The sequence below is a fragment of the Chryseobacterium lathyri genome, assembly GCF_019970085.1.
Taxonomy (GTDB): domain Bacteria; phylum Bacteroidota; class Bacteroidia; order Flavobacteriales; family Weeksellaceae; genus Chryseobacterium; species Chryseobacterium lathyri.
Window position 1 is genome coordinate 478,934 of the sequence record NZ_JAHXYG010000004.1, and the last position, 16,421, is coordinate 495,354.

At 39.2% G+C, this 16,421-nt stretch carries 12 protein-coding genes; all 12 read right to left on the bottom strand.

Annotated elements, in window-relative coordinates:
• Positions 1 to 69: 69 nt before the first annotated feature.
• Positions 70 to 2,013, bottom strand: a complete 1,944-nt coding sequence (locus tag LC418_RS15250) for a glycoside hydrolase family 97 protein (protein WP_223559758.1) — start codon at positions 2,011 to 2,013, stop codon at positions 70 to 72.
• A gap of 6 nt (positions 2,014 to 2,019) precedes the next feature.
• Positions 2,020 to 3,387, bottom strand: a complete 1,368-nt coding sequence (locus LC418_RS15255) for a glycoside hydrolase family 43 protein (protein WP_223559759.1) — start codon at positions 3,385 to 3,387, stop codon at positions 2,020 to 2,022.
• Between the two features lie 15 nt (positions 3,388 to 3,402).
• Entirely contained in the window at positions 3,403 to 4,290 is an 888-nt protein-coding gene (locus tag LC418_RS15260; RefSeq protein ID WP_223559760.1) for an alpha/beta hydrolase, read from the bottom strand.
• Positions 4,291 to 4,378: 88 nt separating this feature from the next.
• Positions 4,379 to 6,004 carry a glycoside hydrolase family 43 protein gene (locus LC418_RS15265; RefSeq protein WP_223559761.1) on the bottom strand — a complete coding sequence of 542 codons (1,626 nt, stop codon included), beginning with the start codon at positions 6,002 to 6,004 and terminating at the stop codon, positions 4,379 to 4,381.
• A gap of 113 nt (positions 6,005 to 6,117) precedes the next feature.
• Positions 6,118 to 7,836: a glycoside hydrolase family 43 protein gene (locus LC418_RS15270; protein ID WP_223559762.1), complete on the bottom strand. Its 1,719-nt coding sequence runs from the start codon at positions 7,834 to 7,836 to the stop codon at positions 6,118 to 6,120.
• Between the two features lie 68 nt (positions 7,837 to 7,904).
• Positions 7,905 to 9,179, bottom strand: coding sequence for an MFS transporter (locus LC418_RS15275; RefSeq protein ID WP_223559763.1), 1,275 nt, complete (start codon positions 9,177 to 9,179; stop codon positions 7,905 to 7,907).
• Entirely contained in the window at positions 9,180 to 9,806 is a 627-nt protein-coding gene (locus tag LC418_RS15280; RefSeq protein WP_223559764.1) for a bifunctional 4-hydroxy-2-oxoglutarate aldolase/2-dehydro-3-deoxy-phosphogluconate aldolase, read from the bottom strand.
• A gap of 5 nt (positions 9,807 to 9,811) precedes the next feature.
• Positions 9,812 to 10,819, bottom strand: a complete 1,008-nt coding sequence (locus tag LC418_RS15285) for a sugar kinase (RefSeq protein WP_223559765.1) — start codon at positions 10,817 to 10,819, stop codon at positions 9,812 to 9,814.
• 4 nt (positions 10,820 to 10,823) lie between these two features.
• On the bottom strand, positions 10,824 to 12,242 hold the full coding sequence (gene uxaC / locus LC418_RS15290) for a glucuronate isomerase (protein ID WP_223559766.1): 1,419 nt from the start codon (positions 12,240 to 12,242) through the stop codon (positions 10,824 to 10,826).
• Positions 12,243 to 12,359: 117 nt separating this feature from the next.
• On the bottom strand, positions 12,360 to 13,175 hold the full coding sequence (locus tag LC418_RS15295) for an SDR family oxidoreductase (protein ID WP_111952746.1): 816 nt from the start codon (positions 13,173 to 13,175) through the stop codon (positions 12,360 to 12,362).
• Positions 13,176 to 13,212: 37 nt separating this feature from the next.
• The gene (uxuA, locus tag LC418_RS15300) at positions 13,213 to 14,388 is read right to left on the bottom strand and encodes a mannonate dehydratase (protein ID WP_223559767.1); all 1,176 of its coding nucleotides are present in this window, start codon (positions 14,386 to 14,388) and stop codon (positions 13,213 to 13,215) included.
• Between the two features lie 80 nt (positions 14,389 to 14,468).
• Positions 14,469 to 16,418, bottom strand: a complete 1,950-nt coding sequence (locus LC418_RS15305; RefSeq protein ID WP_223559768.1) for a RagB/SusD family nutrient uptake outer membrane protein — start codon at positions 16,416 to 16,418, stop codon at positions 14,469 to 14,471.
• Positions 16,419 to 16,421 lie beyond the last annotated feature (3 nt).

Consider the following 16,421-nt stretch of genomic DNA (forward strand, 5'->3'; position numbering starts at 1 on the left):
TTTGTGGAGCGAAGCGGAACAAAAAAGCGGGAACGGAGGGCGGATAAAGCTGCCCAAATTATTCATGCATTAATTCTTCAACACAAAACCGCCATTCGGCTGAATTTCAATTTCATAGACTCCTTTTTTACTAATGGAAATATGTTTTGTAAATGTGGTTCCCGATTTATCATCATTGATAAGGTCGACATTTTTGCCTGCCAACATCGGGAGATTAAGTTTAAGTTTCTTAACCGTTTTTTCTGCATTCACCCCAGCAACATACCATTTATCCTGATGCCTTCTTGCAATGACAGAATATTTCCCGGGATAGCCGTCGATAAAAACCGTCTCATCCCAAAGTGTCGGAACATCTTTCATAAAATCAATCTGAAATTTTGGAGCATCAGCCAGGTTATTCGGCATTACTGCAAACATCTGAACGGGATTTTGAAATAACACGGCAGTAGCCAGCTGGAAACCGTCTGTTGTATGTCTTTTATTTTTATCCTTGTTTGATTGGGTTAAAAATTTATTGAGAAAAGTGCCGCCAAACTCCATACTTCCGACCGTATTCCTGATAAACGGATGCAAGGTTGCAAAGAACGCTTCCTGCTTACGGACATCTTCTGAGAAATAGAGCATTTCCGAAGCTAAAACGGCTTCACTTCCCGCATAATTCGGGTACATCACTTCCCAGCCTCTTGGTAAAGTGGCGCCATGGAAAATAATCGTTAATCCGAAATCATTAGCATCAGACAAAATATCTTCGTACAGACGCATGGTTTCCTGTTTGTCTCCGCCGAAGAAATCGACTTTCAGACCTTTTACGCCAGTTTCCTTTAGCCATTTCATTTCTTTTTTCCTTTCTACGGCATTGCTCATTTTGTTTCTTGGGCCCATCGGTGCATCGTTGGCAGCTCCGTTGGAATTGTACCAAAGCATAACACCCACATTTTTGGATTTCGCATACTGAACGAGTTGTTTCATCCGCTCTTTCCCTATATTTTTATCCCAAAGTGCATCGATCAAAATAAATTCATATTGTAAAGAAGAGGCAAGATCTATGAATTTCACCTGATCATCATAGTTCATGCTTGCATCCTGCCATAATATCCAGCTCCAGGTAGAACGCCCAAACTGATATTCCTGCGAAGGCTCGTAAAGCGGTTCTACCACATCAAAAGGAATCGTAGTTTCTACGATCGGTTTCAACGAATCTCCAATGCTAATGGTTCTCCACGGTGTTTTTCCCGGAAGTGAAATCGCTGCTCCGGAACTTCCGAAACCGTTGTTTTCCGCCATATCTGGATACGCTACCTGATAAAGATTTTTTTCTGAGGTGGTGCTGAGATGTGAAGCGCAGTACAAACTCGTCACGCCAGTCTCCGAAAGCAAAACCCAGCCGTCATTTCCGATATGAAAAAGTCCTGGGAAAACATAACCATAGTCGGCTTTTGTTCCTAATTCTGCATCCGCTTTGTATCCGCTTTCGTAGCTTGGCGCTGTTCGGGCGAAACCGGTCATCGGCTTCATCATCGGTGAGAGAAAAGTTGTCGTTTGAGCTGGAAACCGGTATCCGGTAACTTCCGATTCTACCACCGCACTGAAACGATCCTTCATTGACGGAATCTCATAACGGAAAGCAATATTATTATCGCTAACCTGAAACTCAATTTCAAGATCGAACTGATCTGCATTCATAAAGCTGACCATCAAAGTATTGGCTTTATACTCAACTTCAGATTTTTTTATTTTTTTGTTGCTGTATTTTTTAGAAACAACATCTTTTTTACTATTGATGAATTTTAAATTCTTAGAAAAATCAGATTCATTGGTGATCAACCCCAACGGAGACTTGTCGAGCATTGTTTCTCCCTGAAAACTTACAGAGTATAATGCTTTTCCTTCTTCTGAAAATACATTCAGCTTCAATTTGCCATCCGGACTGGAAATTTCAGCAATTTGTGCTTTAACTTCTGATAAAAGACAGAAAATTATTAATGACAGAAATATAAGTGTTACTTTTTTCATTTTAAATTATTTTGAAAACATCCAATAATCGAAAAACATAATATCTTTTTCCGCTTTACCATTACACACGAAATAAAGATTGTGAATGCCTGTAATTTTGTTGGATAGATTAGTCGTAACTGTCTCGAATCGATCGTCTCCACCGGTAAGAGGAACTTTTATGGTGGCAGCAACCGGCCCGTTTAAACCGTCTAAATGAACATCCATTGTGACACCGCTGTTATGCGTAGTTCCAACACGGGCAGAAAAAGATGATGCGCCATCTTTTCCAAAATCAACATTCTTTACACTGGTGTAAGCGCCATTTTTCTTTGCTTTAATGAAAACTCCCGCTGCTTTGTTCTGATAAGATTTTACGTTCTCTGACCACGCAATCATTTCTGCCTGATTGAATGCGTAAGGATTGACGTTTGCAATGGCATCCGTAATACCGTTGGTCATTTTAAAAGGCGAAATAGAGCCGTCTTTATTAAAATTAAGTTCCTGCACGCTTACCGATCTTGTAAATCCACTTCCGCCCGGCAATGCACCGTTGTGGTAGAAGAAATACGTTTTCCCTCTGAAATCAATAACTCCGGGATGATTGGTAAAGGATTTTCCTTCCGCAGGCATTATGATTCCACCGTATTTCCAAGGACCTTGTGGACTTTTGCTTGTCGAATAGCCGATAAATTCGGGAAGCGGACCGCCCGGCCAGAAAAGATAATATAAATTTTTGCGTTTGTACAGCCACGGACCTTCTTCATATTTGGTGGGTCTTTCGGGATTTCCTTCTCTTTTACCAAAAGATTCTTCGGTCATTGGAACCTCAACAATATCGCCGGAATAGGAAATCATATTTTCATTTAATTTTACATATTTAAGCTTCGGATTCCCCCAGTACATATGGGTCTGACCATTGTCATCAATAAAAACCGTAGGATCGATATCCCCCCATTCGCTCTGAACCAATGGCTTTCCCAACGGATCATGAAACGGACCAAAGGGACTGTCGGCAACAGCAACTCCAATTGCGCCTTTGTTATTGGTCTTAGAAATCATCGGTACATACATAAAAAACTTTCCGTTTCTTTCGATGCACTGTGCTGCCCATGCATCACGTTTTGCCCAATCAAAATCATTGTAGGAAAGGATAACGCCGTGGTCTGTCCAGTTGACCATGTCATTAGTAGAAAATACCTTCCAGTTGTTCATGGTAAACCATGTAGAATCATCTTCATCGTGACTGGTGTAAACATATAAACGGTCATTGAACACCATCGGAGCCGGGTCCGCGGTATAGGCAGTCTGAACGATGGGATTTTGGGCAGAGAGCGATAATCCTGTTAAAACTAATCCGATATTCAGAACATACTTTAAAACCTTTTCCTTCATGACTTTGATTTTAGATTAGTTCTTTACTGATTGGGGCACAATGGTAAACTCAGAAAATTTGCTTTTGTCAACAGGCTTAAACAACAACTGCGAAAAAATATATAAATCATTTTTCCAGACTTTGAAATCGTGACCACCCGGTTCTACATAAAAAATGTGAGGAATATTATTTTGCGTCAGATAATCACTTGTCCTTTTACTAAAAGGCATCAGCCTGTCCTGATCGCCACAGGAAATCCAAAGCAATTTTAATTCTTTAGCTTTGGCAGGATCTGGAAGCAGCTGTTGAGGTTCTTTGGTATTCGGAGCGGAAGAAAAACTGCCTACCCAAGCAAATTTGTCTATATTTCCTAATCCAAAATTCAGGGATTGTCCACCACCCATGGACAGTCCGGCTATTGCTCTGTTTTCTCTGTCCTTTTTTACAGGATATTTTTTTTCAATGAAAGGAATAAGATCGTTCAGCAAATCTTTTTCAAATGTTGCAAAAGCTTCGACTTTATCTTTTGCCATAATATCACCCGTGGCTCTGTCGTCTTTCATCGCCCGCCCATTGGGTAAAACAACGATCATTGGAGTCAACTTTCCCTGTGCATACAGATTGTCAAGAATAATCTGGGGTGTTCCGTTCCTGAACCATTCTTTTTCATCTCCACCAATGCCGTGGAGTAGATACAAAACCGGATATTGAGCTTTTTTTTCAAAACCCGGAGGTGTATATACCAAAGCTTTTCTTTGGGTTCCTACCGTTTTTGATTCATAGGTTACGGTATCAATTTTCCCGTGAGAAATTTCTTTCTTTTCAATATCAAAACCTTGCGATGCCTGTTTATCAAAAGTTTGTGCAGAAATAAATATTCCTGACAAGATAAAACCTAAGGCTAATACAACTGATTTATTCATGAATTTTTTATTTGTATTTTTAACACTTATTAATTGGGATAAAAAAATATTACGATTAGTAATTATTTCACCATTTATGTGATCTTATCTAACGTATATATTTTATGTTTAATGAATCCGTTATCCTGAAAAAATCAACATCTACAAAACCTCCTGTACTTTTTGTGGCATAATTAAAAACCGCGAATTTAGAACCCATAAATAATCTTCTGTAATCGAAAATCATTTTATATTCTTTTTCCATAACCGTCCAGTTTTTTTGATCGGTGCTGTAAGAAAAATCCGCCAGATCTTTTCCAAGATTAAAATCAGCTTCAATACGAAGATAAACGGTATCTGAAGTGAGAGGAAAACGCTTCTTTTCTTCTTTTCTCGCTCCTAAAATGGCTTTTGTTTTGTTATCAAGACTGACATCACTGGTAGAAAATGTGATAAATTTCTGATTGCCTTCTTTTATAACTGAAAGCAAGCCGGAATCGCCGTTAAATGCACTGAAACCTGTAACATCACCATCCTTCATTCCTCTTAAATCTAAAGCAACCACAGCGCTGGATTTCGGACCTGTCATTCTTTGCGTTAATGTATTCGGAGCAGCGTAAACATTATCCACTACCCGACTCGTTTTCAACCTTATAAATCCTTTTCTTTCGGATAAAGACCAGGCTTCGTTTACAGGATTATGGTTCCACTGCCACTGGATTTTCAATTTTTCACCAGAAAATTCGTCACTTTCTACGATGTTATTTTTAGGCTTAAACGGAGGAAACGGAACTTCACCATTCAAAGGGATTTTTCCATTATTTCCCAAAACCGGCCAGTCGTTTTCCCATTGTACAGGAATCAAAATCGGGACACGCCCCACTCCACCTCTGTCCTGAAAAATAAGCGAATACCAGTTACCGTTCTTATCATCGATCAAAGCCCCTTGTCCGGCATATGAAAATCCTAAAAAATTATCTTCCAGAATGATTTTTTTCTCATAAGGTCCGGTCACTTTATCTGCTCTGTAAACTTCCTGACGGCGCTTTTCACCTTTAGGCCAGGAAATCATCATCATATAATATTTTCCGTTTCTTTTAATAATCTGATTACCTTCTAAAAGTCCGGTTTCCGTAGAGTCTTTCTGAAAAACAACAGTTCCGTCAGAATTTCCGATGACTTCTTTAAAATCAGGACTTAATTCAAAAACTTTATTGGAAGTAAAAACATATACCTTGTCATCATCAAAAAACAAAGAAGCATCGTGAAAATGTCGGGTTCTGGTAATGAGTTTCCAATTGCCTTTTTCAGGATTATCTGTTACATAGAAATAGGATTTGAAAGGCTCATCATTCGGAGAAAACAAAACGTAATATTTCCCTTTGTGATAGCGGATGGAAGAAGCCCATTGCCCTCGACCGTAAACTGTTCCGTTAAGTAAATCATACTTAGAATTATCATTCAGCGTATTAAAAACATAGCTTGCCATTTCCCAATGCACAAGATCTTGGGAATGCATGACCGGAGCTCCCGGCATCAGGTGCATGGTGGTACTGATAAGATAAAAATCATCCCCGTTTCTGGTCACTGATAAATCCGGAGCGTCTGCCCAGATAATGGGATTGGTAAATGCTGTCGTCTGCGGCTTCTGAGCAGGATTTACCTGGGCTGAACAATAATTCAGCCCGATAAACCCCAAAAAAGAAACTATATAAAACGATTTTTTAGTTTTCAAAACTTTAATAATTTTGCTTGGTTATTTAAATTTTTTCTCTCGCCGATTTTATGGATTTGGTAGATGATTGTGTTATTAAAATCGGCTTAATCCGGAGCTTATCATTTTTAATGTTAATTAGGTACAATATCATTAGACGAAGTGCTGTACAAACCAATCAAACTTCCGGTAAATCCGCCTGCAACATCGGTAGAAAGAATATCTCCGGAAACCGGACCTCCAAGGTTTTTGAAGTTTTTGCCATCCAAAGAATAATTAAATTGATGTTCATCTTTTTCACCAACGACTTGTAATCTGACCGTTTTAGAAAGCGAAATCTTTTCGCTGGCCACCAGTTTTGATTCTCCTTTTTCTGTTCTTTCCAAAACAATGTAAAAATCTTTGTCTTTTTTTGTGATTCCGAATACATAGTTAAATCGTTCACTTTGGTAACAGGTAATTCCTGATAATTCTTTTTCTGATTTCGGCTTGAAATCCAGCGTTACAGAAGTTTCAAAATCTTCGTGCTGTAGTCTGTGAAATAATGCCGAAACCGGAGCGAGAGCTTTGATATTCGTTTCAAAAGGATTTATTTTTACTCCGTTTTTAGAAATATTGATAAAATTCTCACGGGGTCCGCGCATCGCAATCCATCTGTAATCCAGTTTTTTTTCGGTCAGTTTATCATTATACGTGAAGTTTCCGTTCGGGAAAAATCCATTTTGTCCGGTCTGATTTTCTACACCTTCCGGCAATTTTAATTTTGGTTTCATTGGTACCAGTCCGTTTTGGAAAACAGGATATGTTCCGCTCCAGTCAACAGGAAGAATGAAAGTTTCGCGGCCACTGTTCACCCTGTTATTTACATTCGGACGAATAGCTAAAAAGACACCGTAATATTTACCATCCGGAGTTTCCACCAAATCGGCATGGCCCGCCCAATCCACTTTATCTTTTCTGTCTTTCGGAAAATACCGCTGTGTCAGAATGGGATTATTCATTGCAGGAACAAATGGGCCTTTCGGAGAATCTGACATAAAAATAACTTCGCTGTGGTTACCGCCTGTTCCACCTTCTGCACACATCAGAAAATATTTTCCATTCTTTTTATATAAATGTGGCCCTTCTATCCAGATCGGTTTTTGGGAAAGATCAACGCCTCCATTCACAATAATTTTATCTGAACCCGCTACAACCTGGTCTTTTTCCAGATCGTAATCCCACATTTTGATCACACGGTGACCGTTGTACTGCTCAGTTCCTTTCGGCGGTGCATCATTGTGGACGATATAAGCTTTGCCATCATCATCAAAGAAAATCGAAGGATCGATACCATCAAAATTCAACTTTTGCACCTCACTCCAGCCTTTTGCAGGATCTTTGGTTTTCACAACCATATTTCCGATTCCACTGGCAATCTGCGTGGTGATCATATAAAAAGTATCGTTGTGCTTATTATATTTGATATCCGGAGCATAAATTCCTTGTGAAACACCTGATTTTTCCACTTTCAATTGGGAAGGTCTGTCCAAAACGTGCCCTAACTGTTTCCAGTTGACCAAATCTTTTGAAGTGAAAATAGGAACTCCGGGAAACATTGAAAATGAAGAATTGACCAAATAATAATTGTCTCCTTTTCTGGTAATACTCGGGTCGGGATAGCACCCCTGAAGAATCGGAGAATAAAATTCATTTTCTTTCAGTGGGTTGTTTGTGTAAATTTTATCATTTCCACGATAGGAAAAGTCTGAGAAAGTCTGTGCTGAAACGTTGGCAAAAGATAATAAGGCAACAGCAGCCATCAACGTTGTTTTCTTTTTCAAAAATATCGGATTCATTGTTCTCTGTCTCATAGTATATTTTTTAGTTTATTATTTAGTTTTTAATGTGTTACGTTTTTTTCCAAAATGAATTTTGATCTTTATACTGGTTTTCTTCTGTTGATCAACCAGATAATTCCCCAAGCCGCAACGTAAGAAACACCGGCAATAAAAAATATGATGTTGTATCCGCCGTTGATGTTTCCTGCTTTTTTGAAGGTATCCAAGACAATTCCGATGAAAAGCGGAAAAATAATTCCTGCTGTTGAACCGAGCATTCCGCCAAAACCGATAACCGAACTTACATAGTTATTAGGTAATTTATCTCCAACTGTGGTCATCAGATTGGCTCCCCAACCTTGGTGCGCTGCAGTGGCGAAAGCAATGATGATGGTAATCAGCCACATATTGTCTACATATTTTGAGAACATCACCGGAACGACCATCAACGCAAACAAGAGCATTGTCAAACTTCTGGCTCTTCCGATGGCCCAGCCTTTTTTAATCAAAAATGAGGAAAGATAGCCACCCCCGATGCTTCCAATCGTGGTTCCGCTGTAAATGATAATCAACGGAATGGAAGGTTTTGTCATATCCATCTTGAATACGTCTGAAAAATAAGCCGGCAGCCAGAACATAAAGAAATACCAGATTGGATCGGTCAGAATTTTTCCGATGGCAAATGACCAGGTGACTTTGTATTTTAATATTTCAGACAACGGAACTTTGGACTGTTCCTGTGTTTTTCCGTCCTGATCACTTTTAATATACTGTAATTCTTCCTTGCTCAGCTTTTTTGTTTTTTCCGGAATGCTGTAGAATCTCCACCAAAGGACAATCCATAACAAACCTAAAGCCCCGATCCAGACGAAGGTTTCCCGCCATCCGTAATGTCCCAGAATGAACGGCACAAGAAGCGGTGCTAAAATGGCTCCAACCGTTGCTCCGGAGTTGAAAATCCCCGTTGCCAAGGCTCTTTCTTTTTTCGGAAACCATTCTGCAACAGATTTTATCGCTGCCGGAAAATTTCCTGCCTCACTGATTCCGAGTGTACTTCTCGCAATGATAAATCCAACGGTGCTTTTCACAAAACCGTGTCCTATGGAAGCCAGACTCCAGACAATCAACGAAACGGCATACCCTATTTTGGTTCCTACCCTGTCTATAAATCTTCCCATCGCAAGATATCCGATGGCATAAGTAGTCGTGAATGCCATTACAATGTAGCTGTAATCTTTTTCGTCCCAGATGAACTCTTTTTCAAGAACAGGTTTCAGTAAACCCATTACCTGACGGTCAAGATAATTGATCGTGGTGGCGAGAAAGACCAAAGACAGCATCAACCATCTTATGTTACGGTTTTTAGGAGCCTGCATTTAGTTTTGATTAAGTTGTTGCAATAAGTTCTGAACTTTTTCTGTGAGCTGTTCTGATGTAAAATCTGTTCTGACGAGTGAACTTCCTAAACCGACAGCAACGGCGCCACCTTTCATCCATTCTGTAATGTCAGCAAAGTCAGCATTGATGCCTCCGGTCGGCATAAAATTCATTCCCGGAAAAACAGGTTGAATGGATCTGATATAATTTTTGCCTAAAGCATCTGTCGGGAAAATCTTCACTAACCGAAGTCCGCTCTGAAAGGCTACATTGACATCGGAAGGAGTAAAACATCCTGGAATTAAATTGATATTTTTTGCAACAGAATGTTTTACCAGTTCTTCGTTAATAACAGGTGTAATGATGAAATCTGCTTTTGCATCGGCATAATCATCCATTTCCTTTATATTTTTCACGGTTCCGATTCCCAGTAAAAGTTCTGGAAATTCGTTGGCTGAGATTTCTTTTAATTTAGTAAAATTCTCCAGTGCCTGAATACCTCGGTTGGTATATTCTATCACACGGATTCCTGCTTTGTACAAAGCTTTTACGGTATTTTTTGAAACCTCAAACGATTCATTGTAAAACAACGGAACTATTTTCTGGTCTTTTATTTTTTGTAGCATTACACTCATAATTTTTCAATATTAATACTGTCATTAATGGTATCGCCCTTTACAAAAAGTTTTTTGAAAGCGACTTTTGTAGCATCTTCTAAAATCTGCTGTAAGGAATTTCCTTTTAAAGTTCCGTGAATCAAAGCAGCCATAAAGGAGTCGCCGCTTCCTATTCTTTCCTCAATTGTTGTTGAATGATAATGTTCAGAAATCAAAAGTTTTTCATCAGCAAATAAAGTCGCAAAATAATTAACCTCTTCACCCTTCGTAAACCGAAATGTATTGGCAATCATCTTTACATTTGGATATATTTTCTGAATTTCTAATGCTGATTTTTCAGCCTGTTTCAGAAGATTTCTGTCGTCAAAATTCCCATTTAATTCATATTCAATCGGAATTTCCAAAAATTGTTGAATGGACCAGATATTTCCCATCAGAACATTGACAAAAGGCATCAATGCAATAATTTTTGCAGACGGATTTCTGTTCTGCCAAAGGGCGGAACGGTAGTTCAAATCAAGAGAAACCGTGATGTTTCTGGTCGCTGCCTCTTTCATTAAATCCATACATTTCTGATAGGCATTTTCGCTCAATGCCGGCGTAATGGTGCTGATGTGAAGCCACTTTACCTCTGAAAATATTTCATCGAAACTAAATGTTTTAAAATCCGACTGTGTGAAAACCGAAGGAAAACGGTCGTAAACCACCGAAGCATTCTGCATATCGCCATCCGAAGAGAGGTAAAACGTTCCGATTCTGCCGTTACTTTTCTCAGCAAGCATCTCAATTCCTTTATTTTTGAGCTGTGATTCCAATTGGTTTCCCAGAAAATTTTCAGGCAAAGCTGAAAGAAGTTTTACAGGATTGTTCCATTGTGCAAGAGCTGCAGCTACATTATATTCTGCACCGCCCACGAAAATCTTCAGAGATTGGTCATTGAGCCAGTTTCCTTCGGAATCCGGAGCGAAATGCAAAAGCAATTCTCCGAAACATACTATTTTATTGGAAAATGAATCTTGCATTCTATTAAATTTCAAAATAATTTTTCGTGTTGTGATAACAGATGTCCTGAATAATCTTCCCTACCCATTCTTCGTCATTGGGAAGCAATCCTCTTTCCATCTCGCTACCAAACATATTGCACAAAAGCCTTCTGAAATAATCGTGTCTTGAGAATGACAGGAGACTTCGGGAATCGGTCAGCATCCCGACAAAAGTGCTGATGAGACCAATGTTGGAAAGTGTGTTCATCTGCTTTTTCATTCCGTCTAATTGGTCGAGAAACCACCAGGCTGCACCAAACTGTACTTTGGACTTCATTCCACCTTCATTAAAATTTCCTGCAAGTGTCGCTAAAACTTCATTGAAGGTGGGATTAAGATTGTAAATAATGGTTTTGGTAAGTTGTCCGGTAGAATTCAGTTCGTCCAGAAGCATGCTCAATCTTTGTGCAAAATATTGTTCGCCGATTGCGTCATAACCTGCATTGATGCCAATTTTACTAAGCATTAAAGAATTATTATTTCTGGTTGCTCCCACGTGAAACTGCTGTACCCAGTCTTTTTCAGCGTACATTTTGCAAAGCTCTTTTAGTAAGTAGCCACACAACGCTTCCGGATTGGAGAATGTTGGATTATTTCCTTTTAAAAATTCTGAAAATTCGTTTTCTAATTCTATATCCCATTTTGTGGTATCGGGAAAATATTCAAACCCGTGATCGGCAACCTTGGCTCCTACTTCTGCAAAATAATTAATTCTGGATTGAAGCGCATTTAATAAATCGGAAACTGATTCGATTGAAATTCCACAAACATTTTCAAGTTTTTTTATTCCTGAAAGATATTGTTCCGGATTGTTGATATTGATGTAAGAATCCGGTCGGAAAGCAGGTAAAACCTGGGCTTTAAAACGGCTATTCTTTAATGCTTTATGATAAGCCAAATCATCAGCAGGATCATCAGTTGTGCAAAGTGCTTCCACTTTGAAATTCTGAATGATGGATTGTGGCAAAAAATCTGAAGTCTGCAAACTTTCATTCATCTGTTGATAAACAGAATCTGCATTTTTCGGGGAAAGATATTCTTTGATTCCGAATGGATTTTTAAGTTCCAGATGGGTCCAGTGAAATAAAGGATTTCGAAGGGTGTACGGTACCACTTCCGACCATTTTCTGAACTTTTCCAAGTCTGAAGCTTTGCCGGAAATGAATTCCTCATCAATCCCAAAATTTCTCATTGCCCGCCATTTGTAATGATCATCATCCAGCCAAATTGCTGTCGGGGAACGGAAATTCTGATTATTTGAAATCACGTCAGACTCAAGATGATTATGATAATCAATAATCGGCATTTCTTTCGCAAAGCCGAAATAGAGATTTTCTGCCTTTGCCGATTCCAGCAAAAACGATTCTCCGAAAACGTCTTTATTTTTAAGGGAATGAGTCATTATTCAATTTAAAAGTGATTTGATTTTGTGAAAATCTTTAAAAACAAGACCTTAATTGAAATCTATAAAATCATCTAAGGCCTTGTAACTACTGTATGAAGAAAAATAATATTAATCTTAAACACCACTGAATGCACTGAAACCACCGTCAATAGGCAATAATGCACCCGTGATAAAACTTGCGGCATCTGAACAAAGGAACTGGACGGCTCCGTTGAGTTCATCTGCATTTCCAAAGCGTCCCATTGGCGTTTTGGCGATGACTTTTTTGCTTCGATCAGTTAAAGAACCATCCGGATTCAATAAAATCGCCCGGTTCTGATCTCCTATAAAAAATCCGGGAGCGATTGCGTTGACACGGATTTTATCGCCAAATTTCAACGCTACATCCGAAGCGAGCCATTGGGTAAAATTGGTAATTGCAGATTTTGCTGCTGAATAACCAGCAACTCTTGTGATTGCAGAATAAGCTGCCATTGAGGAGATATTCACAATACTTCCATTTCCCTGCTCTGCCATCACTTTTCCGAAAACATAGCTTGGATAAACGGTTCCGTTGATATTCAAATCGGTTACTTCGTTCCAGGCTTCCATTTTCAGGTCGAAAAAAGATTGGTCGGGAGCTAATGTTGCAGAAGGTATATTTCCTCCGGCAATATTGAGCAAAATATCAATTCTACCGTATTTTTCAAGGATTGTCTTTGAAGCAGCTTCAAGACTTTCCACATTCATTACATTGGCTTCTACGGCAAATGCATCACCACCCGATTCTGTCAGTTCTTTAACACGAGCGTCCAGAGTTTCCTGGTTTCTTCCCAATGCTACAACTTTGGCTCCGGCTTCTATGAAACTTTTAGCCAGACTTCCACCCAACACCCCTGAGGCGCCTGTAATTACGGCTACTTTATCTTTTATGCTGAATATTTCGTTCATTTTTACTTTTTATAATAATTTATTGCAAACCTTAGATTTAATTTCTTTGCAATTCTGACTGTACAGTAGCCATTACTCCTTCGATTTGCCCTAATGCAAGCATTCTTCCGAGAAATGAATATCCTGGATTGTAACCTTTATCAATATCGTCTGTCAGTAATCTTCCATGATCTATACGCATGGGCAAGTCCGGATTTTCTTTTTCAAATATCCGGATAACCTCTATCAATTTTCCTCTTCCACCCAAGTGATGGGCTTCGATGAAATCCCCGTTTTCAAAAACATTAGTGCTTCTTAAATGGACAAATTTTGTGCGGTGAGCATATTTTTGGGCAAGTTTCGGAACATCATTCTGAAGCCCTGCACTTAAAGAACCTGTACAGAATGTAAGCCCGTTGTGAGGATTGTCGACAGCATTTAAGAGCCAGTCGATATCTTCTTCATTGGTTACGATTCTTGGTAGACCTAACAATGAAAATGGCGGGTCATCGGGATGTACACACATCTGGATATTCCATTTTTCGCAAACGGGCATTATTTTTTCAAGGAAATATTTCATATTCTGACGGAGCTGGTTTTTATCAATCCCATCGTATAATGCCAGTAAACTTTTGAAAATAGCTACCGGATTCTGGTCTCCTTCCTTAATGTTTCCATTAACAAAACCCTGTGTTTTTACAATGATCGAGTCTATCAGATCATTGTTATCTTCTTCCGTTAAAGTATTTTTTAATTGTTCTACTTTTTGAAGAATCTCTGAATTATAATCGTTTTCTGCACCTTTTCTTTGCAGAATATGAATTTCAAAATAAGCAAATTTAGCTTTATCAAAATATAATGATGACGAGCCGTCTTCCCACTGATAAAACAAATCTGTACGGGCCCAGTCTAGAACCGGCATAAAGTTGTAGCAAACTGTTGTTACTCCAGATTTTCCCAGGTTTTCAAGACTCTGGATATAATTTTCTATTAATTGATCTCTGTTTTCGCCTCCGTATTTTATGGCCTCACTTACAGCCAGACTTTCTACAACAGACCAGCGAAGTCCGAAACTTTCTATATAATTTTTATAATCATTAATCGCGGCCAACGGCCAGATTTCTCCGTTCGGAATATCGTGAAGTGCAGAAACAATACCTTCTACCCCAATTTGACGGAGCATATCTAATTTTATTTTGTCTTTTTTACCGAACCAACGCCAGGTTTTTTCCATAAATTTTATTTTTTTCATTAAAGCAAAGCAGGTGTAATAGAACACCTACTTTGCTTCTGTTAACATGAATGCATATAATATTAATTGTAACCAGGATTCTGATATTTGTCCTTGATATCTGCAGAGACTTCCATAGCATCCAATTGCCCCCGAGGGATTGGTCTCAGATAATGAAATTTCTGAATATTACGCGTTACAGTCTGCGGGGTATGATCTCCGTAAGCAGTTCCTGCAATTTTATAAGTAGCTGCATATTCTTCCCACTTCTGTGTACGTACCAGATCATACCATCTGTATCCTTCACCATAATACTCACGGGATCTTTCTGCCAGAATGTAATCTATGGTAATGGTATTGGGTGTAGCAGCAATCATTGCAGCACTGTTATCCTGTACTTTTGCAACATTTCCGCTAACACTCCAAACCCATTTTCCTGCTCTGGCTCTGATTACATTGATAAGATCTCTAGGGCTCATAGATCCGGAAGCTCCTTTAACTGCTGCCTCAGCTGCCAGGAAATAAAATTCTGAAAATTTAGCGGCTACAAACGGACGGGTTAAACTTGGATTTGGATAGCCTAAACCGTTACCGTTATCTGTACGGTAAGTTCCTATTTTCCATATACCAGGATATACCACTCTGCTGATTCCATTTGGTGCCACTACCCAGTCTGCTCTTCCCGGAAGCGTTCCTGCTCCAATATTACTATTCCCTGCATTGGAACTATAAGCCGGCACTGCAGAATCATCATTGAGAAACGTTAAAATAGGGTCACCAGGATGTACGGGAAGACTATTGGCATTATACAGGGTAGTCTGAGTCATCCCTGCTTTGTCCCAGTTACCACGGTAGGTCGTAACGAATGTACCGTCATATCTGGAATCATTGGTTTTATCAGCAAACGTATTTTTAATAACTTCAATGGTAGGAGCCATACGTGTCCAGGGACGCCCTAGATCTTGTGTAGCTGCTCTTTGTACAGAACTGACAGCAGACCAGGATGTACTGGAAGTACTGCTTCTGATATTAGGGTAATTCCAGGTCATCATCCAGGCAGCAAAATTATTTGGAGACCAGCCATCGCCGTAACTTGCCTGAATAACCCCTTCATTATAATAAGCACTTGTCTCTGTATGATCTGCATACAGCATACATTCCTTGTTACGGTCATTTGATCCTACATTTAAATTATAATAGGTAGGCTGTAAAGCATACGGTCCGGGACTGTTGATCCCGTCTAATGCAATATCATAAGCTTTTTGGAAGTACCATTGTGCATTGTGACCATCAGGATCTGTTCTTGTTGCCTCCGGATAGGTTGGAATGTTGTTTGGATTTTGCAGCCACCATGCATACGTTAAATAGGCTTTTGAAAGATATAATCTCGCAACATTTTTAGTAACACCGCCGGTTACTCTTGGGCTTGCAGGAAGATTTTCAATGGCTTTGATCAAATCAGGGAAAATGGCCTTTGTGTAAACTTCTGAAACCGTATTTCTAACTGAAGTGGTGGTTGGCGAAATATTGAAGGCCAGTTCTCCTGAACCTAAATCAAGTGGTGCGCCACCGTACGTCTGAACCAGTAAGAAATAATAAAATGACCTGAAAAATCTTGCTTCTGAAATCAGTGATTCGGATACATTAATTAACGGACCATTTTGTATAACTCCATTTGCAGAATTGATGGCAGGAAAGACAGATCCCCACACCATACTTGTTGGGAAAGTTGAACTGTCAATATTCCCATTATTGGACATATCCATAGCTTTAAAGTTGCCATCGGCATCTTTTCCCCAGGTTGCCTCATCAGTACCCGTCATGGTAGAATTTAAGAAGTAGCCGTTTCCATACAGCATTCTCAGTTGTCTATACAAAGACGTAACCCCTTGTGTAATTCCTCTTTCTGTAGTAAAATCTTCCGGTGTATAAATACCTCTTGGCTGTTCATCCAATATCTCATTACATCCTGTACTGAATGTTAATGATGCTAAAAACAGAGCAGCGATAAATTTTTTATTTAAATTGATCATGAT